The 18,546-nt window shown below is 71.2% G+C and carries 14 protein-coding genes and 1 pseudogene; 10 read left to right on the forward strand and 5 right to left on the reverse strand.

The window, feature by feature from the left end:
• Nucleotides 1-36 precede the first annotated feature (36 nt).
• Nucleotides 37-948, forward strand: a complete 912-nt coding sequence (locus ACFVYI_RS09340) for a squalene/phytoene synthase family protein (protein WP_387882658.1) — start codon at nt 37-39, stop codon at nt 946-948.
• A 192-nt stretch (nt 949-1,140) separates the two neighbouring features.
• Nucleotides 1,141-1,308, forward strand: a complete 168-nt coding sequence (locus tag ACFVYI_RS09345; protein ID WP_387882659.1) for a hypothetical protein — start codon at nt 1,141-1,143, stop codon at nt 1,306-1,308.
• Here the strand turns inward: ACFVYI_RS09345 and ACFVYI_RS09350 are convergent.
• A pseudogene (locus ACFVYI_RS09350) lies at nt 1,256-1,405 on the reverse strand (IS5/IS1182 family transposase); the annotation flags it as partial. The gene ACFVYI_RS09345 and the pseudogene ACFVYI_RS09350 sit on opposite strands and share 53 nt — an antisense overlap.
• Before the next feature lie 309 nt (nt 1,406-1,714).
• Here ACFVYI_RS09350 and ACFVYI_RS09355 point away from each other — a divergent pair.
• Both ACFVYI_RS09355 and ACFVYI_RS09360 read left to right on the forward strand, forming a co-directional pair.
• Nucleotides 1,715-2,137: a DUF2690 domain-containing protein gene (locus ACFVYI_RS09355; RefSeq protein WP_387882661.1), complete on the forward strand. Its 423-nt coding sequence runs from the start codon at nt 1,715-1,717 to the stop codon at nt 2,135-2,137.
• 594 nt (nt 2,138-2,731) lie between these two features.
• Nucleotides 2,732-3,154, forward strand: coding sequence for a DUF2690 domain-containing protein (locus ACFVYI_RS09360; RefSeq protein WP_387882663.1), 423 nt, complete (start codon nt 2,732-2,734; stop codon nt 3,152-3,154).
• Between the two features lie 417 nt (nt 3,155-3,571).
• On the opposite strand, the gene ACFVYI_RS09365 is transcribed toward ACFVYI_RS09360, so the two are convergent.
• On the reverse strand, nt 3,572-3,994 hold the full coding sequence (locus tag ACFVYI_RS09365; RefSeq protein WP_387882665.1) for a DUF2690 domain-containing protein: 423 nt from the start codon (nt 3,992-3,994) through the stop codon (nt 3,572-3,574).
• A gap of 632 nt (nt 3,995-4,626) precedes the next feature.
• On the reverse strand, nt 4,627-5,049 hold the full coding sequence (locus tag ACFVYI_RS09370; protein ID WP_387882667.1) for a DUF2690 domain-containing protein: 423 nt from the start codon (nt 5,047-5,049) through the stop codon (nt 4,627-4,629).
• Between the two features lie 1,263 nt (nt 5,050-6,312).
• Between ACFVYI_RS09370 and ACFVYI_RS09375 the strand changes: the two genes are divergently transcribed.
• Nucleotides 6,313-6,465: a hypothetical protein gene (locus tag ACFVYI_RS09375; RefSeq protein ID WP_387882669.1), complete on the forward strand. Its 153-nt coding sequence runs from the start codon at nt 6,313-6,315 to the stop codon at nt 6,463-6,465.
• Nucleotides 6,466-6,722: 257 nt separating this feature from the next.
• Here ACFVYI_RS09375 and ACFVYI_RS09380 read toward each other — a convergent pair whose 3' ends face one another.
• A complete protein-coding gene (locus ACFVYI_RS09380; protein WP_387882671.1) occupies nt 6,723-7,319 on the reverse strand; it encodes a CGNR zinc finger domain-containing protein in 597 nt (198 codons plus the stop codon).
• 38 nt (nt 7,320-7,357) lie between these two features.
• Here ACFVYI_RS09380 and ACFVYI_RS09385 point away from each other — a divergent pair, with 38 nt between their 5' ends.
• The 5 genes from ACFVYI_RS09385 to ACFVYI_RS09405 all read left to right on the forward strand — a co-directional run bounded on the left by ACFVYI_RS09385 (nt 7,358) and on the right by ACFVYI_RS09405 (nt 17,118).
• Nucleotides 7,358-8,560, forward strand: a complete 1,203-nt coding sequence (locus ACFVYI_RS09385) for an MFS transporter (protein ID WP_387882673.1) — start codon at nt 7,358-7,360, stop codon at nt 8,558-8,560.
• A 260-nt stretch (nt 8,561-8,820) separates the two neighbouring features.
• On the forward strand, nt 8,821-9,405 hold the full coding sequence (locus ACFVYI_RS09390) for a TetR/AcrR family transcriptional regulator C-terminal ligand-binding domain-containing protein (protein ID WP_387882675.1): 585 nt from the start codon (nt 8,821-8,823) through the stop codon (nt 9,403-9,405).
• Between the two features lie 596 nt (nt 9,406-10,001).
• Complete coding sequence (locus ACFVYI_RS09395) at nt 10,002-11,270, forward strand: cytochrome P450, cyclodipeptide synthase-associated (RefSeq protein ID WP_387882677.1); 1,269 nt, start codon at nt 10,002-10,004, stop codon at nt 11,268-11,270.
• A 129-nt stretch (nt 11,271-11,399) separates the two neighbouring features.
• Nucleotides 11,400-13,397, forward strand: coding sequence for an ATP-binding protein (locus ACFVYI_RS09400; protein WP_387882679.1), 1,998 nt, complete (start codon nt 11,400-11,402; stop codon nt 13,395-13,397).
• Between the two features lie 310 nt (nt 13,398-13,707).
• Nucleotides 13,708-17,118, forward strand: coding sequence for an amino acid adenylation domain-containing protein (locus tag ACFVYI_RS09405; RefSeq protein ID WP_387882681.1), 3,411 nt, complete (start codon nt 13,708-13,710; stop codon nt 17,116-17,118).
• Between the two features lie 67 nt (nt 17,119-17,185).
• Here ACFVYI_RS09405 and ACFVYI_RS09410 read toward each other — a convergent pair whose 3' ends face one another.
• Nucleotides 17,186-18,541 carry an MATE family efflux transporter gene (locus ACFVYI_RS09410; protein ID WP_387882683.1) on the reverse strand — a complete coding sequence of 452 codons (1,356 nt, stop codon included), beginning with the start codon at nt 18,539-18,541 and terminating at the stop codon, nt 17,186-17,188.
• Between the last annotated feature and the right edge of the window lie 5 nt (nt 18,542-18,546).

Genomic DNA, 18,546 nt, shown 5'->3' on the forward strand with positions numbered 1-18,546 from the left:
CTCGGGGCACACCGACCGGGGAGAGGACGCGAGCGAGTGGGCAGCTGGAAGAGGGCTCTGGACGCGGCCGGGATCGACGACCCCGGACTGCGCGAGGACTACAGCCGCCAGCGCCGGCAGGTGACGCGGTACAAGCGGGAGGCCGTGCTGGCCACCGGACTCCTCCTCCCGGCCCGGCTCGTACCGCACGTGATCGCGGCCACCGCCTACATGCACCGCACCGACACCCTGCTCGACAGCGGCCCGCTCGACGAGCGCAAGGCTGCGTACACGCGCTGGGAGCAGGAGGTGGCCGACGGCCTCGCCACCGGTGCGACCGACCACCCCGAGCTGCGCCCGCTGCTGCACACCGTCGCCGCGCACCCCGCGCTGCGCGACCGCGCGCTGGAGTACCTCGCCGGGGCCGTCGCCGACCTCGACTTCGCCGGGTTCGCCACCGAGGCCGACTACCAGCGCTACGTGGACGACTACTCCCTGCCCGCGTTCATGGTCGTCGCCACCCTGCTCGGCCCGGACGGCGACCAGACGGCCTACCGGGCCGCCTGCCGCACCGTCATCGACGCGAGCCAGCGGCTCGACTTCGTCAGCGACCTCGCCGAGGACCTCGCCGACGGCCGCCTGACGCTCCCCCGGCAGACCCTGGACCGGCACGGGGTCACCCGCACCGACCTGGAACAGGCCCGCGACCTCCCGGCCCTCCGGGCGCTGATCACCGAGCAACTCGACCAGGTCGACCGCACCCTCGCCGAGGGCCGCGCCGTGGTCGCCCTCGTCCCGCCCGCGCACCGCCCCATGGTCCGCTGCATGATCGGCCTGGACGAACTGACCAGCACCGCCGCCCGCGCCGACATCCCCGCCCTGCTGCACCGCTCCGCCGGCCCGGCCAAAGCCGCCGCCCTCCGCCTGCTCGCCCGCGAATACCTCCGGGCCCGCCGCACGAACCGCTGACCGCCGTCACCACGCCGGGTAATGCCGGGCCGACCCGGCGACGACGGTCTACCGTGACGGCACCCGCAGGGATGGCGGCGGAGCGGCGGCATCGCCTGGTTCTCCGGGGAGCAGCCGCTGACCCCGAGCTCCGTCCACGCCAACACCAAGCCCTGGACGAAACCCCCAGGTGCCCAAACCAGGTTCGCGCTCATGGACGGCGCCGTGGGCGGCCATGTCCGCCGCCTGCCGGCGACCGAGCACGTCGCCGCCCGGCAACCGTCCCTCCCCCGCTACGCGGCGACGACCGCCGGGGACCTGCAGCGCGTCATCGACGCCCCGCACTCCCTCTCGCAGGGTCCTTGTCGTACCTCGTGGTGATACCGCGCCACGCCTTGACCCTGTTGATCAGGCGTTCAACGGTGTTCCACTCCTTGTACAGATCGGCAACGTGCCCTGCGGGCTGCCCGCCCCTGGAGCGTCACACCAGCGCCTCCCAGCCGGGCCAAGTCGATACTCCGGCTGATTTCAGACAGGTTCTTCAGCATGAGTACAGCCGTCTTCGACGGCACTGTTCCGTGTAGCCACAGGTGTGCGCCTGATTCGCGGTTCTGGTACGGAACGTTAGTGCCGCTCGAAGGTGCGGATGACACCGGCGGGGAGGGTGGGGATGGCCTGAATAAGTGCGGGGATCTGGACGAAAATCGAGGACGGGTCGAGGATCTGACTGCCGGGCCGCTTTCACAGAGGCAGCGTCGATCTCCTCTCTACCGGGAAGGAAGTCCGAATGAAGCAAGCGCATCGTGCGGTCAAAAGCATGTTCGGTATCGCAATGGCCGCGACAGCGCTGGCCGGATTCGTCGCTCCGACCGCATCCGCCACTACGACCCAGGTCACGGCCAGCTGTTACGGGCTCGATTGCTACACATACGACCCGATCGACAAGGGCTGCAGCGCGGACGCCTACACCGCGGAGTCCATGGACACGGTGTACGGCACCATCGAGCTGCGCTACAGCCCTGCGTGCGCGGCGAACTGGGCTCGGATCTCCGGCGCCAAGAATGGGCAGGTTTTCTGGGTAGAGAATATGAGTAGTGGTTTCGATATTTGGCACGCTATCGGCTCCACTGGTTACGGTAATATGGTCGATGGCACAGTCCAAGCGCACGCCTGCGTCGAGGATGGCTATCACTGCACCGGTTGGCACTGAGGCCCCTCCGCCCGCTTGGAGATTCGGCCGATGTTCCGGCGGGATCGAGGTCTTCAGCTAGGGCACTGTGGGTAGCCTGTAGCGCTGCACCTGGACGGCCATTGGTTGTCAAGAGCGTGCGGCTGCCAAAGCGGCACGATGCCCGGTCAACGCGACCGCCCAGGTGGGGGTGACCATCGAGCCACACTCCACCTGGGTGATTCTGCATTTCTGCGGCCATGGACCCGGGCAGGCCGGTCCGGGCCCCGCAGCCAAGGATGCCGTTTGTCGTCTGCTTTTCGATTGGCTCCCGATCGACAGTCCGAAACTGCGAACCGCTGGCGACGTGTTGCCTTCAGACAGGTTCTTCAGCATGAGTACAGCCGTCTTCGACGGTACTGTTCCGTGTAGCCACAGGTGTGCGCCTGCTTCTCGGTTCTGATACGGAATGTTAGGTGCCGCTCGAAGGTGCGGATGACACCGGTGGGGAGGGTGGGGATGGCCTGAATAAGTGCGGGGATCTGGACGAAAATCGAGGACGGGTCGAGGATCTGACTGCCGGGCTGCTTCCACAGAAGCAGCGTCGATCTCCTCTCTTCCGGGAAGGAAGTCCGAATGAAGCACGCGCATCGTGCGGTCAAAAGCATGTTCGGTATCGCAATGGCCGCGACAGCGCTGGCCGGATTCGCCGCTCCGACCGCATCCGCCACTACGACCCACGTCACGGCCAGCTGTTACGGGCTCGATTGCTACACATACGACCCGATCGACAAGGGCTGCAGCGCGGACGCCTACACCGCGGAGTCCATGGACACGGTGTACGGCACCATCGAGCTGCGCTACAGCCCTGCGTGCGCGGCGAACTGGGCTCGGATCTCCGGCGCCTCGAACGGGCAACTCTTCTGGGTGGAGAATATTCGCGGCGAATGGATGAATTGGGATGCGATCGGGTCCACCGGTTACGGCAATATGGTCGACGGCACAATTCAGGCGCGTGCTTGCGTCGCAGACAGTTCCCACTGCACCGGTTGGCACTGACATTCCTTCCGCCCGCTTTGAGATTCGGGAGGATTGCAGGGATAGCGCAGTTGCCTGCCTTCAGCTGGGTCGGTGTGGTGCGTGATTACGGGCTGCTAGGCGTCGGAGCAGGCAGGGTTGCCCTCCACTCGGCAAGGAGCGTCGGGGATTATTGAACATCAGGAATAACCATCCCCGCCGCTATATGGAACAGCGAAGGGGACCGCCACCTGTTCGGTGGCGGTCCCCTTCGCTGCCGCGCTGGTCAGCGGCTGCCCCGGAACGGACAACCTGCCCGCACCCGGGCGAGTCGTGAAGCTCCCGCCCAGGCTGCAGATCTTGAATCCGCCGGAACATCAGCCACCGACTCTGCCAAGAACAGACAATTGCACTATCGTTACAATTCTCCCGAATATCCAAACGGACGCATGGAGAGTCTCAGTGCCAACCGGTGCACGTTGTGCCGTCGGAGAAGCAAGCGCGAGCCTGACTCCTTCCATCAACCATATTTCCGTAACCGGTGGAGCCGATCGTCATCCAGTACGCGATTTGACCATTCGAATTCTGTACCCAGAACCGCCGCTCGTCCGAGGCGCCGGAAACTCGAGCCCAGTTCGCCGCGCACGCAGGACTGTAGCGCAGCTCGATGGTGCCGTACACCGTGTCCACCGACTCCACGGTGTAGGCGTCCGTGCTGCAGCCCATTTCTATCGGGTCGGACTGCCAGCAGGAGGACCCGTAACAGCCGGCCGTGACGTGGGTCGTAGTGGCGGATGCGGTCGGAGCGGCGAATCCGGCCAGCGCTGTCGCGGCCATTGCGATACCGAACATGCTTTTGACCGCACGATGCGCGTGCTTCATTCGGACTTCCTTCCCGGAAGAGAGGAGATCGACGCTGCCTCTGTGGAAGCAGCCCGGCAGTCAGATCCTCGACCCGTCCTCGATTTTCGTCCAGAGCCCCGCACCTATTCAGGCCATCCCCACCCTCCCCACCGGTGTCATCCGCACCTTCGAGCGGCACCTAACATTCCGTATCAGAACCGAGAAGCAGGCGCACACCTGTGGCTACACGGAACAGTACCGTCGAAGACGGCTGTACTCATGCTGAAGAACCTGTCTGAAGGCAACACGTCGCCAGCGGTTCGCAGTTTCGGACTGTCGATCGGGAACCAATCGAAAAGCAGACGACAAACGGCATCCTTGGCTGCGGGGCCCGGACCGGCCTGCCCGGGTCCATGGCCGCAGAAATGCAGAATCACCCAGGTGGAGTGTGGCTCGATGGTCACCCCCACCTGGGCGGTCGCGTTGACCGGGCATCGTGCCGCTTTGGCAGCCGCACGCTCTTGACAACCAATGGCCGTCCAGGTGCAGCGCTACAGGCTACCCACAGTGCCCTAGCTGAAGACCTCGATCCCGCCGGAACATCGGCCACTGACCCCACTGAAGACAAGGGGCTGTGCTATCAATGCAAATCCATGGCGGGCGAAGGAGTCTCAATGCCAACCGGTGCAACTTCCGTAGTCTTGAACGCAGGCGCGTGCTTGGACTGTGCCATTGACCATATCTCCGTAACCGGTGGAACCGATCGCATTCCAAAACACGTAATCACCATACTTGTTCTCTACCCAGAAAATCCGCCCGTTCGAGGCGCCAGAAATCCGAGGCCAGTTCGCCGCGCACGCAGGACTGTAGCGGAGCTCGATCGTGCCGTACACCGTATCCACCGACTCCACGGTGTACGCGTCCGTACTGCAGCCCATTTCTATCGGGTCCTTTGGTTGGCATGAGGCGCCGTAGCAGCCGGCCGTGACCTGGGTCGTAGCGGCGGATGCGGTCGGAGCGACGAATCCGGCCAGCGCTGTCGCGGCCATTGCGATACCGAACATGCTTTTGACCGCACGATGCGCGTGCTTCATTCGGACTTCCTTCCCGGAAGAGAGGAGATCGACGCTGCCTCTGTGGAAGCAGCCCGGCAGGCAGATCCTCGACCCGTCCTCGATTTTCGTCCAGATCCCCTCACATATTCAGGTCATCCCCACCCTCCCCACCAGTGTCATCCGTACATTCAAGCGGCACCTAACGTTCCGTATCAGAACCGAGAAGCAGCTGGATACCCGTGCCTACACGGAACAGTGTCATCGAACAGGGCTGTTCTCATGCTGAAGAACCTGTCTGAAATCAGCTGGAGTATCGACTTGGCCCGGTCATACCACCCCGGCTGCCGTGCGCTGCCCTGCAGATGCGGTCACCGTCACCACACAGCGAGAAGGATCGTGCGGGAGCGCGTCAAACGGAGTCGAACGTGCGTGACAGGAGGCCCGCGCCTGCACCGCAAGCCGTGATCAGGTCAAGGGACACAACGCCGAGGCGACGGCGCTGGCTCCGCCCGTAGGAGCATCAGCATGAGGCTGTAGTTCGTGGCCACCCGCTCCCATGCAAGGCGGTGTCGGCGACGCCCAGCGCCAGACCGTCGGTGGGCGGACCTCGGTCGCGGTCGCCCTTGCCGGCCCGCTCGGCACGGGCGGCCTCGGCCAGGGCCGCGGTGACTGGCTCCCATTCCCGGGCTGCTCGGCGACCGTCACAGCGGTGTCGAGCGGGGCGTCGTGGTGGAGGAACTCCAGGGCCGTCGCCCGCGCGTGGAGTTCCAGGGCGAGCGCGGCCGTCCCAGCCCGGGCCGTTGTCACGGTCGCCGAGACGCAGTGCCCGCGGACGGTCTGCGGGCGGCGTGTCGAGGACGACCGCCAGCCACCCCCGAGGCCGGCGCCAGACCGTCCTCGGGGAAGTACCCCCACCCTGCCGCCGGAACGGGCCTCCGCCGCGGCGCAGCGGAACGCTCCGCGCTCGATCCGGGGGCGGTGGGACAGACAAGTGGGTCGAACTCGGAACCCTGCATCTGTTGGCCGGCGCCAACGTGCAGGCCGACAACTCCATCCGGACCGGGACGAAGCCGTGGCATTCGATGCCATAGCCTTCGTCCCGGCCTCGTCCCGATCCAGCACCGCCCTTTGCCAAAAGGATTGACGTGACGTCACCTTCGCAACCGGCCTGACACCAGCCGCCCCGGGACGCGTTCGGGCGCCCCGGGGCCGTCCGGTCAACCGCACGCCTGCGCGAGCCTCGACCACCCCGGAGCGGCGCCGGCGTCCGCCACCGCCTGGCTGGACGCCATGGAACCCCGGGTGGCCAACGCGTTCACGTCCGGGCAGGGCACCGTCATCGACAGCCCGCTCTACCGCTCCGGCCCGGTCGCGACCGTGCTGCAGAAGGCACGCGACTCCTCGTACGGCGGCGACTACTACCACCTGTACTCCTTCGACACCGGTTCGAGTTGATCGGCGCTGTTGAGCGGTGCCGACGATCGCGGGCGGCACCGCCCACCTCACCCGCACCGGCGGCCGAGGGCAATCTCCGTACCGGCCGAGTTCTCCCAGCACGACCGGACCGCCACTCCACTCCACTCCACTCCACTCCACTCCACTCCACTCCACTCCACCAGCGGAACCCACCGAGTGGGCCCTGGTGGACTACTGGGTCTTCGATGACCTGTCGCAGTGAAGGTTGAGCGATGTCGCGCTGGAAGCTTGGCGCCCTATTCCGCTTCGCTCGACTGCTCGGCGGAGTGGGAGCGTCGATGGGCTGCGACTCGCTCGCGGGTCGCGCATCGGCGGGAGCAGTAGCGACGCTCCGGGCCGCTGCCCTGAGTGATGAAGACGTTCTGGCAACTGGGTGATGCGCAGATCCTGCCAGGCGGGCGTTGGCGGTCCCAGACGAGAACGGTCAGGGCCATGCAGGACGAGGCGAGGAGCCACTCGTCCCAGGGGGCGTCGTCGTCGCGGTCGAGGTGGGGATGCCAGGGGGTGGTCCCGCCGTGCGAGGTCAGACGGAGCGGTCCGGTGTGGTCCTTGAGGAGGTGGTTGAGGGCGGCCGCGGCGTCATCGGCGTGCTCAGCGGCGAAGACTTGCCGCAGCAGTGCGGCGGCTGCGTGCATCCCGGCAACGTCGCGGGTGGTGAGGTCGATGGGGTCGGTCTCGCCGTGGTCGCGGAGCACGTCGGCGACTACGGCCAGGTCGGGGCGGTCGTCAGCGAGAGCGTTGATCAGGGCGGCGGTCCGTCGAGCCGTGGTCAGCACGGAGTGCCGGGTGGCCCAGTCGTTGCTGTTGGAGAGCACCCGTGGAATGTAACGCATCTTGCTGAGTTTTGAGTTACCTCCGTAACGTCTCGCCAATGAGAAGGCGTTACTCACTCCACTTGTATCTCGCCGGAGCAGTGGCAGCTCGTGCCGGGGACGAGATGTCAGGACCGGCGCTGATGCTGGCAGGATTTGCCGTGGCCGGATCGACCGTCGAAGCGTCGTCGCTGCTTGCGGGCGTCACGCTTTCTGCCGCGGTCGGGGGACCTGTACTCGGGGCGCTCCTCGACAGAGCAAGGCGGCCGGGACTCCTGCTGGCCGGGGCCCTCGTCATGTATGCGGCGGGGCTGGGGGTGATTCTCGTGGGACTCGGCCGGTTGCCGTTCGCCGTCACCATCGTGATCGCCGTGGTGACAGGGCTGCTGGGGCCGGCCCTGTCGGGTGGATGGACGGCTCAACTGCCTCGTGTGGTGCTTGGCGACCACCTGCCCCGGGCGAACGCGCTCGATGCCATGACGTTCAGCGTGGCGAGTCTGGCCGGTCCGGCTCTCGCGGGCGGCGTGGCAGAGGTGTTGGGAGCCCCGTCCGCCGTGGTGATCTCCGTGGCGCTCGTCACCTTGGCACTGCCCGCCGCATGGATGCTGCCCGCCCGTCCCCCTCGGGCTCGGGGCACTCGGAGGACCTCGGCCATCAGCGACCTTGCCGCCGGAATGCGGGTCATCGTCGAAAGGCCGTCGTTGGCCCGGGCAACCCTCAGCTCGGTCGTTTCCTGCGTCGCCCAGGGCATGCTGACGACGTGCATCCCGCTCTTGGGCGAACGTGTTCTGGGCGGAGCCGGCCGTGGCGCGGTGCTGCTCTCCTGCGCGGCTGTCTCCGCCCTGGCGGCCAACGCCGTACTCGCCCGGTTTCCGCGTGCAGTCGCCCCCGACACGATCATCTGGGCCAGTGCCCTTGTCCAGGCTGCCGCCCTGGCCCTGGCCACCATGGGGTCACCCGTGGTGCTCATCGTGGCCGTACTCGTAGCGGGGATCGGCGAAGGACCCCAGCTGACCGCTTTGTTCGCCATCCGCCACCGGGAGGCCCCGGACCACTTGCGAGGCCACATCTTCACCACTGGCGCCAGCTTGAAGATCACCGGATTCGCCCTGGGGGCAGCAGTTGCCGGACCCGTCGTGACCTGGTCCCTTCCAGGCGCCTTGGCCATCGCAGCGAGCGTGGCGGTCCTCGCAGCACCGGCCTTCTTCGCCGTCCCGTCGGCAACCGCCGACTCGTCCGAAGGTCGTGCGATGTCGACGTGAGCGCATTCATCGAAGGCTCGCCCTGCTGTTCCGGAGAAGGACGAAGAGCAGGTCGAGTCACCGCTCCTGGCCACTGTCGCTCGCGAACCCGTGGCGGAGCCGCGCCTTCCTGCGGAGCTCGTAGAGCTTGTCGCGGCAGGAGTTTGAGCAGGTGGCCCTCCCACCACAGGGCCTTCTCCCGCCCGGCCGGTGGGCTCACGTGGCGCGCGGGTGGCGCGGCCCGGCCATCAGACGCAACTCATTCGCATTAGGCTGGGCGTATGAGTGCCAGAGCAACCAGCCGCCCCGGCGGGCGCAGCGCCCGGGTCCAGCAGTCCGTGCACCAGGCCGTGCGGGACATCGAGGCCGAACTGGGGCGGGACGCGCTCACCGTGCCCCTGATCGCCACCCGCGCGGGGGTCACGCCGTCCACCGTCTACCGGCGCTGGGGGGACCTGCGGGAACTGCTGTCCGACGTGGCCGTGGAGCGGCTGCGCCCCGACGCCCCGCCGGCCGATCACGGCAGCCTGCGGGCGGACCTGGAGGCGTGGGCGGTGCAGTTCGCCGAGGAGATGTCCTCGACGGCGGGCCGCACGTACCTCCGCGACGCCCTGCTGGGCGACCCCGAGCAGGGCAACGCGGCCCGCTGTTCCGACTACGCCGCCGAGCAGTTGAAGGCCATCGGCGTGCGCGCGGCCGGCCGCGGGGAGGCCGTGCCCGACGTGGAGAGGCTGCTGGACGTCGTCGTCGCCCCGCTGATGTACCGGCTCCTGTTCCGCTCCTCGGACCTGTCGGCGGCCTACACCGACGACCTGGTGGCGGCGGCGGTCGGCCCTGCCGCACCCCTCCGCCCCTCCAAAAGCTAAGCAGTTGCGTTCCAGGGCTCCGCAACTCTAGAGTACTTAACGCAAAGACTTCGCATTAAGGCTCGGAGGTGCTTCCATGACCGGCGTCGCCGCCCCGCCGTTCACCGCCGACGGCGAGTCAGGCGCGCTGCCACCCGGCACCCTTCGGTCGGGCCCCGCCGCCGGGTCGATGAGTGGATCTTGCATCGAGCCACCCTGACGGTAGACTTCGCCGACCCGTCCCGACCCAGGAACCGACACCGTTGCCCAGCGTGCGAGCTTCCCGCCCCAGCATGGCAACGGACGTGGCGCTCGATCGTCCGCACACGGCGCACGGGAACACGGGCCGCCACCCCTGCCACGCACCGGCGGGCGGAGCGCACCGCCTCCCCCGGGTCACCCGAACTCCCCTTCCTCCCGCGGATCCTGACCCCGGGTGCCAGCGAGTCGACCGTCGCTTACCGCCGGACTGAGAGCCGGCGAGCGGACCCCCGTCGGCCGGGCCCTCCCACCCCGCCGGCGCCAGTCCTGACTGCTCACGGTCACCGAAGCCCGACGCCCCCGACGCTCCCGCCACACCCGACGCCCCCGCCGCCGGTTCCCCCGAGAGGTCCGCCATGCCCGTGGTCGATCCCCGCTTCAGCATCCTCTCCGAGGACTTCGCCGCCGCCCCCCACCGGCACTTCGCCCGGCTGAGGGAGCGGTCACCGGTGCACTACGAGCCGGAGATCGACAGCTACTTCCTCTCCCGCCACCAGGACGTCCGGCGGGTACTGACCGACCACGACGCGTTCACCACCGAGACGCTGCAGGTGCGCGCCGAGCCGGTGATGCGCGGGCCGGTCCTCGCGCAGATGACCGGGGCCGAGCACACCGCCAAGCGGAAGATCGTCGTCCGGGCCTTCACCGGTCCGGCCCTGCAGGACCAGATACGCGCCGTCCACGCCAACGCCGCCGAACTCCTCACGCCGTTCCTCCCGCTGGGCCGGATCGACCTCGTCAACGACTTCGGCAAACCCCTCGCCGTCCGCGTGACGCTCGACGTCCTCGGGCTGGACCGGAACGACTGGCAACAGGTCAGCGCCTGGCTCGGCGGGGTGGGCGAGTTCATCACCGGCATCGTCCTCGCTCCGGAGCGCCGTCGACACTGCCTGGACTGCGCGGAGCAGTTGGAGGCCTACCTCGTCCCGATCATCGAACAGCGGCGCCGCCACCCCGGCGCGGACCTGATATCGAAGCTGTGCACGGCCGAGTTCGACGGCATCGCCATGAGCACCCGCGACGTCACCGCGCTGGTCATCAACGTCCTGATCGCCGCCGTCGAGCCCGCCGACAAGACCCTCGCCCTCCTCTTCAAGCACCTGATCGACCACCCCCGCCAGCTGGCGCGGGTCCGCCGGGACCCGACCCTGCTCCCCGCCGCGATCGCCGAGACGCTGCGGTACACCCCGCCCGTCCAGCTCATCCCCCGCCGGGCCGAGCAGGACGCCGAGTTCGCCGGCACCGCCGTGCCGGCGGGCGCCACCGTCTTCTGCATGATCGGCGCGGCCAACCGCGATCCCGACGCGTTCACCGCCCCGGACGCCTTCGACCTCCACCGCCCGGACCTGGGCACCGCTCGCTCCTTCACCGCCGCCGCCCAGCACTTGTCCTTCGGCACCGGACTCCACCAGTGCCCCGGTGCGGCCTTCGCCCGCGCCGAGATCGAGACCGTGGCCGCCCTGCTGCTCCCCCTGCTCGACGACGTCCGCTTCAGCCCCGGTTTCCGTTACCGGGAGACCGGCCTGTACACGCGCGGGCCGGCCGCCCTGTCGCTGGACTTCGCCCCGGTCCGCGACCGCGTCACCGACCAGGCGGACGGCCGGCCCCCGGGGCACGTCAGGTGACGGCACCGCGAGGCCCGGAGGGGACCTCCGGACGACATCGTCCGGAGCCGGGACACGGAAAGCCCGGGCACGGGAAAGCCGGGACACGGAATGCCCGGACACGGGACACGGGAAAGGGGAACTGCTGTGGTGTCCGTCGGAGAGAGGCTGAGCAACGCGCGGGTGCAGGCGTTCATCGGCCGGGACGAGGAACTCGGGCGCTTCGCGCAGGCTCTGGCCGGGGATCCATCGGCGCCGGTCGCGTTCTACCTGTTCGGACCGGGCGGCATCGGGAAGTCGACGCTGCTGCGACGGCTGGCGGACCACGCCCGGGCGACGGGCCGGCTGCTCGTCGAACTCGACGGCCGTTTCGTCAGCCGGGACCCGGCCGCCTTCGAGCGTGCGGCCGGCCCCTTCCTCGACGTCGCCGGCACAGTGCTGTTCGTGGACTCCTTCGAGCACTGCCAGTGGCTGGAGAGCTGGCTGTGGCACCACTTCCTGCCGCGCGCCGCGGACGGCGCCCTGGTCGTCCTCGGCGGTCGGATCGCGCCGCAGCCGCAGTGGACCGCGGACCCCGCCTGGGCGGGGCTCCTGCACGTGACCGAACTGACGCCGTTCTCCGCGGACCAGGCCCTGAGCCTGCTGGCCACCGCGCAGGTCCGGCCCGAACTGCGGGAGCGGGTGCTCCGTTTCGCCGGGGGCAATCCGCTGGCGCTGTCCCTCGCGGCGGCAGCGGGTTCGGCGGGCTGGAGCGGCGAGGAGATCTGGACGCCCTCGGCGGACGTCCTGCGGACCCTGCTGGCGGGGTTGATCGGAGAGGTGCCGTCGGCGGCGCACCGCCGCGCCCTGGAGGTGGCGGCCCAGGCCTATTCGACCTCCGAGGAACTGCTGGCCGCGGTCCTGCCCGAGGAGGACGCCCACCTGCTCTTCGCCTGGCTGAGGGACCTACCCTTCATCGAGTCCACGCACCGCGGACTCCACCCGCACGACGCCGCCCGCGAGACGCTGGCCGCCGACCTGCGCTGGCGGGCGCCCAACGCCTTCGCGGCCATGCGCCAACGGTTGGCGGAGGAGTACCTGCGCCTGCTGCGCGAGGCTCCCGAGGACCGGGTCTGGACCGTCACCGACGAGCTCTTCCACCTCTTCCGCGAGGGCGAGATCGTGGCCCGGCTGCGCACCTGGTCCCGCGAGGACGAGGTGCACGACCGTCCGCTGCATCCGGACGACCTCGACGTCGTGCTGCGCATGGCCGAGGAGACCGAGGGCCCGGCCTCGGCGGAGCTGGTCCGCTACTGGATCGAGCGCCAGCCCCGGGCCTTCAGCGTCTACCGACTGGTGCGCACGGGCCGGATCGTGGCGTTCACGGCCCGACTCGCCCTGCCGGCCCCGGCCGATCCCCTGGACCTGGCCACCGATCCCGTCGTGGCGGCCGCCTGGGAGCACACCGACGCCACCGCGCCGGTCAGCCCCGGCGAGCACATCGGCATCAGCCGCTTCTCGGTCTACCCCGAGCGCTACCAAATCCCCTCCCGCGTCATCGACCTGAGCAGTTCCCGCGCCCAGGCGGAGTCCGCCCGGGCCCGCGGCCGGGCGTACGGCTTCGCCGTCTGGCGGGACGCCGACGCCTGGGCCGCCCGGGTCAAGGGCAGCCTCGCCGACACCGGTGCGCGGCCGCGGGTCGGTGACCACACCTACGGGCTGTTCGGCGTCGACTGGCGTCAGGTGCCCGTCGAGACCTGGCTCCGCCACTTCATATCGGCCACCGAGGTGCCCGCCCCCGCCGGGCCGCCGGGCCTCTCACGCACCGCGTTCGACCAGGCCGTGCGCGAAGCCCTGCCGCACTGGCGCGATGCGGCCGCCTTCGCCGCCTGCGCCCTGACCCGCACCCGTCTGGCGGCCGACCTCACCGACCCTGTCGAAGAGCTGCGTGCCCTGCTGCGCCGGAGCGTCGACGACCTCGCCCGCGACCCGCGCGGCGTGCGCGCCCGGGAGGCCCTGACGGCGGGCTACCTCTCCGGCGCACCTACTCAGGAAGCCGCCGCCCGCCGCCTCGGCCTGCCGTACGGCACCTTCCGGCGCCATCTGCGCCAGGGCCTGGACCTGCTCTGCGAAGCCCTCTGGCAGCAGGAACTGCACAGCCCCCGATAGGAGTTCGCGGCATCGGAGCACCGCCCTGACCCTCCGTCAGGGCAGTGCTCCGCCGCGCCCGCGGGGCGCACCGGGCGCGAGCCCGACCCGTCCGGGGCTCCGGCACCGGACGGGTGCGGACCCCGGGGAACGTGGCCCAAAGGCTCCGGGGCGCGCGGCCCAAGGCTCCGGGGCACGTGGGCCGAGGTGCCGGGAGGCGCCCCAGGACGCCGGGGCGGGTGCGGGTTCCGGCTGACGCCGCGTCCGGCTGTCGGTAGCATTTCACATGTCACAGATGATGCGATGATCGGCCGGCCAGGAGGCAGGAACAGTGCACGATCCGTTCGACGACCCGCAGGGGCGCTACCACGTCCTGCGCAACGACACCGCCGAGTACTCGCTGTGGCCCCGGGAACTGACGATCCCCCACGGCTGGCACGCCGTGCTGACGGACCTCGGACGGGACGAGGCGATCGCCGCCGTCGACACCTTCCCGCCGCAGGGCCGGGCCGGCTCGACCGCGGCAGCCTGGGTGCTCGACCCCCTCGAAGCGCTCACCCGGCACGCCGCCACCCGGCCGCAGAGCCTCGCCGTGCTGACCCGCGACCGCGCGGGCACCGTCGACCGCCTGACGTACCGACAACTGGACCGCCGGGTGAGCGCACTGGCCCGACGGCTGGCCGACCACGGCGTGGCACCGCGCGACCGGGTGGCCGTCGCGCTGCCCCGGGGCCCCGGGCTGGTGGTCGCCCTGCTCGCCGTCCTCCGGGCCGGCGCCGCCTACCTGCCGCTCGACCCCGGCTTCCCGGCCGACCGGATCGCCCTCACCCTTCAGGACGCCGCTCCCCGGCTCCTCCTCACCGACCCCGCCGGACGCACGCTCGCCCCCGAGGGCCTGCCGGTCCTGCTGGCCGGCGCCGACGACCCCGCCCCCGCCGGGGCGCGGGGCGCCGCCCCCTGGGAACCGCCGGCCCCCGACCCCGGGTTGCCCGCCTACGTCCTGCACACCTCGGGCTCCACCGGCCGCCCCAAGGGTGTGGTGATCGGCCGGGGCGCCTACGCGCACGCCCTCGCCACCCTGACCGAGCGCCTGGGCATCGGCCCCGGACAGCGCGTGCTCGCCGCGACCACCGTCGCCTTCGACATCGCCGGCCTGGAGCTCCTCGGCACCCTGCTGGCCGGCGCCACCGTCGTCCTCGCCGACTCCGAACAGAGCGGTGACCCGGTGGCGCTCGCCGAACTCGTCGCCGCCACCGGCGTGGGCGTCGTCCAGGCGACCCCCTCACTCTGGCAGGGCCTGCTGGCGGGCCGGCCCGAACGGCTGCGCGGCGTCCGGGCCCTGGTCGGCGGAGAGGCGCTCCCCCGGGCCCTCGCCGACCGACTGCTGGCGGTGGCGGTGGACGTGACCAACCTCTACGGGCCGACCGAGACCACCATCTGGTCGCTGACCGCCCCGGTCGAGGCCGGCACCACGGCGCCGGCCATCGGCACTCCCCTGCCCGGCACCGGCGTACGGGTGCTCGGCGCCGACCTGCGGCCCGTGCCGGCCGGCGCCGAGGGCGAGCTGTACCTCACCGGCCCCACCCTCGCCCAGGGCTACCTCGGCCGCCCGGGGCTCACCGCGACCCGGTTCGTCGCCGATCCGGCCGGCGCGCCCGGCGGCCGGATGTACCGCACCGGCGACCGCGTCGCGCTGGGCCCCGACGGCAGCGCCGAGTACCGGGGGCGCGCCGACGACCAGGTCAAGATCCGCGGCCACCGGATCGAACCCGGCGAGATCGCCGCCGTCCTGCTCGCCGACCCGGCGGTCCGTCAGGCGGCCGTCGTCGCCCGCGGTGACGACCCGGAGCGCCTCGGGCTGGTCGCCTACCTCGCCCCCGAGCCCCCCGCCGAGCGGGAGCCCGTCACCGAACGGCTGCGCGAACGGGCCCGGCGCGCACTGCCCGGCTACATGGTCCCCGCCGCGTACGTCTGGCTGGACCGCCTGCCCGTCACGCCCGGCGGCAAACTGGACCGCAAGGCGCTGACCGGCCCGGGCTACGCCCCACGACTCGCCGCGCGCGCCGAGGGCCGGCCCGCCGAGGGCCCGCTCGAAGAGGCCGTGGCCGAGCTGTTCGCCGAGGTGCTCGGCGGCGGACGCCTCGGCGCCGAGGACGACTTCTTCGCGCTGGGCGGCAACTCGCTGCTCGCCGCCCGTCTGATCGCCCGACTCGACGAACGGCTCTCGCTCGAACCCACCCTGCGCGACCTGCTCGCCGCGCCCACCGTGGCGGGCCTCGCCGGCCGGCTGGCCGAACTCGCCGGGCCGGCCCCCGCGCACCCGGCCGAGCCCGGGGCCACCACACGGCCGGACCGACCGGACGGGGCTGCGAATTTCCCTGAGAACGAACCCGAGAACGAACCGGGGAACGAGCCCGGGAACGGGCACCCCCCGCTGACCGCCAACCAGCGCCGCCTCTGGTTCATCGACCTGCTGGAAGGCCCCGGCCCGCGCTACAACCTGCCGCTGGCCGTCGAGTTGAGCGGGTCGCTGGACACCGCCGCGCTCCGGGCCGCCCTGGGCGACCTGACCGACCGCCACGAGCCCCTGCGCACCCTCCTCCCGGACGACGACGGAGACCCGTACCAGCTGATCGTGCCCGCCGAACAGGCCCGCCCCGACCTGGTCGAGCACCACCTCGCCCCGGCGGAACTGGACGAGAGGCTGCGCCGGGCCGTCCGGGACGTCTTCGACGTGGCCGTCGACCTGCCGCTGCGGGCCTCGCTCTGGCACACCGGCCCCGACCGGGCGACCCTGCTGCTCCTGCTGCACCACACCGCGGCCGACGGCTGGTCGTTCGGCCCGCTGCTGCACGACCTGCTCACCGCCTACCGGGCCAGGCTCGCCGGCCCGGTCCCCGAACTCCCACCGCTGCCGGTCCGGTACGCCGACCACGCCCGACGGCGTCACCACACGGCCCCGGCCGAGGCCGGGCGGCACGACGCGTTCTGGCGCACCGCCCTGGCCGGGGTGCCCACCGAACCCGTCCTGCCCACCGACCGGCCCCGGACCGAGGACGACGACGGCGCCGAACGGATCCCGCTGGACGTCCCCGCCGACCTGCACGCCGGACTGGCCGACCTCGCCCGGCGGCACGGCTGCACGGTCTTCATGGCGGTGCACGCCGCCCTGGCCGGGCTGCTCGACCGGATCGGCGCCGGCCCCGACGTGGTCCTCGGCACGGTCGTGGCCGGCCGCCCGGAGCGCGACCTGGCGGACCTGGTCGGCTTCTTCGCCGAGACCCTGGTGCTGCGCACCGACGTCTCCGGCGACCCCTCGGCGGCCGAACTGCTGACCCGGGTACGGGAGGCGGACCTGGAGTTCCTGGCCCGCCAGGACACCCCGTTCGACCGGGTGGTGGCGCTCGCCGCGCCGCCCCGGAGCACCGGTCACCACCCGCTGTTCCAGGTCCTGCTGGCCTTCCAGGTCGCACCGGCGCCGTTGCCCGAGAGCCCCGGCCTGAGCGTCCGGGCGCGCGAACTGGGCACCGGCACCGCCAAGGTGGACCTCCTCTTCACCCTGACCGAGCACACCGACCCGGCGACGGGGCGCCCGGCCGGCATCGCCGGCGAGCTGGAGTACGCGAGCGCCCTCTTCGAGGCGGCCACCGCCCGGCGGCTCGCCGACGGACTCCTCACCCTGCTGCGGGCCGCCGTCGACCACCCCGACAGCCCGCTGCCGCCGGTCGGCCCGGCCCGCTGAGCCACGACACGCGGCCCGCGCCCCGGGAGGGGGCGCGGGCCGCGTGGTGGCGGGCGGTGGGTGTCCGTCAGGCGGCCACCGCGGCCGGGGCCGCCGCCACCGCGAGCGCGCTGAAACGGCGGAAGCACCAGCCCTGGGCCAGGACCAGGGCCAGATTGACCACGGCCAGGGTGCTCCAGAGCGCGGTCAGCCCGCCGTACGAGGCCGCCGGGCCGGCCGCGACGGCCAGCACGCCGTATCCGGCGGCGAAGCAGAGCATGCTCGGCAGCGTCCGCCGGACCCCGATCAGGCCGAAGCCGAACAGTGCCTGGACGGCATCCGCCAGGGTCGCGGCCAGCACCAGCGGCAGCAGGTCGACCAGGCCCGAGCGCACCTGCGGATCGGTGCTGAACAGCTCCAGCACCGGGCCGTGCAGCAGCGTCAGCACCCCGGCCAGCAGCACCACCGCACCGGCCGCGACGACGAGGCCGGCGCCCACCCCCGAGCGCACCCCCGGCAGGTCCTCCTCCTTCAGCCGGTCGGCCACCACCGGCACCACCGCCTGCCCCACCGCGACGGCGGCGGTGAAGACCAGGTTCACCAGCGAGACCGCCACGCTGTGCACGGCGGCGTCCTGGGTGCCGATCCGGGCGGCCGAGAAGGCCAGCACACCCAGCACCGCGAACTTGATCAGCACGGTCGCGGCCAGCGGGATCCCGACCCGCGCCAGCGCGAACACCTCGGCCGGCTGCGGCCGGCCCAGCCGCAGCGGCTGACCGGCCAGCTGCGGGACCTTGCGCAGCGCCGTCTGCGCGACCACCGCGCTGATCAGGCCGGAGGCGAGCATCGCGATCCCGGCGCCGTTCAGGCCGAGCGCCGGCAGCGGCCCGGGGCCGCCCACCAGCAGCAGCGACAGCACCACGGCGGTGCCCGTACCGGCGAGCCCGGCCCGCATCACCAGCCGGCCGCGGCCCAGACCGATCAGCGCCGAGGCCGCGGTGGTGGACAGCGCCACCGTCAGCGTGTCGAGCGCCAGCAGCAGCGGGAAGAAGCCGAGCTGGTCGACGGTCTCCCCCGGCACCCCGCCGAGCCGGGCGATCAACGGCACGCAGACGACCGCGAGCGCACCCAGGCCGCCGGTGACCACGGCCAGCCACATGCCGTTGCGCAGGACGGTCAGCAGCTCCCGGGGGCTGTCCTGGTGCTCCGTCACGAAGGGCATCACCCCGCGCTGGGCGCCCGCGATCGCGGCGGTGGCCGGGCCGAAGACGGCCATCGTCACTCCGAGGGCCGCCAACGAGGCGGTGCCGTGGTGGCCGAGGAGGGCGGTGTCCACCAGGGCGCCGGCCGAGGCCGCGATCATCGTCAGGTAGAGCGGCAGCGCCGCACCGGCGATTCTCCTGATGGCGGCCCCGGCCGTCGGCGGTCCGTCGTTCGTTGTCACCGGGT

It is taken from the genome of Kitasatospora sp. NPDC058218 (genome assembly GCF_042882445.1).
Taxonomy (GTDB): domain Bacteria; phylum Actinomycetota; class Actinomycetes; order Streptomycetales; family Streptomycetaceae; genus Kitasatospora.

Excerpts from the sequence above, each read along its gene's own strand:
- ACFVYI_RS09345 (WP_387882659.1), top strand. The coding sequence starts at position 1,141 with ATGGACGGCGCCGTGGGCGGCCATGTCCGCCGCCTGCCGGCGACCGAG.
- ACFVYI_RS09355 (WP_387882661.1), top strand. The coding sequence starts at position 1,715 with ATGAAGCAAGCGCATCGTGCGGTCAAAAGCATGTTCGGTATCGCAATG.
- ACFVYI_RS09360 (WP_387882663.1), top strand. The coding sequence starts at position 2,732 with ATGAAGCACGCGCATCGTGCGGTCAAAAGCATGTTCGGTATCGCAATG.
- ACFVYI_RS09365 (WP_387882665.1), bottom strand. The coding sequence starts at position 3,994 with ATGAAGCACGCGCATCGTGCGGTCAAAAGCATGTTCGGTATCGCAATG.
- ACFVYI_RS09370 (WP_387882667.1), bottom strand. The coding sequence starts at position 5,049 with ATGAAGCACGCGCATCGTGCGGTCAAAAGCATGTTCGGTATCGCAATG.
- ACFVYI_RS09380 (WP_387882671.1), bottom strand. The coding sequence starts at position 7,319 with ATGCGTTACATTCCACGGGTGCTCTCCAACAGCAACGACTGGGCCACC.
- ACFVYI_RS09385 (WP_387882673.1), top strand. The coding sequence starts at position 7,358 with ATGAGAAGGCGTTACTCACTCCACTTGTATCTCGCCGGAGCAGTGGCA.
- ACFVYI_RS09390 (WP_387882675.1), top strand. The coding sequence starts at position 8,821 with ATGAGTGCCAGAGCAACCAGCCGCCCCGGCGGGCGCAGCGCCCGGGTC.
- ACFVYI_RS09395 (WP_387882677.1), top strand. The coding sequence starts at position 10,002 with ATGCCCGTGGTCGATCCCCGCTTCAGCATCCTCTCCGAGGACTTCGCC.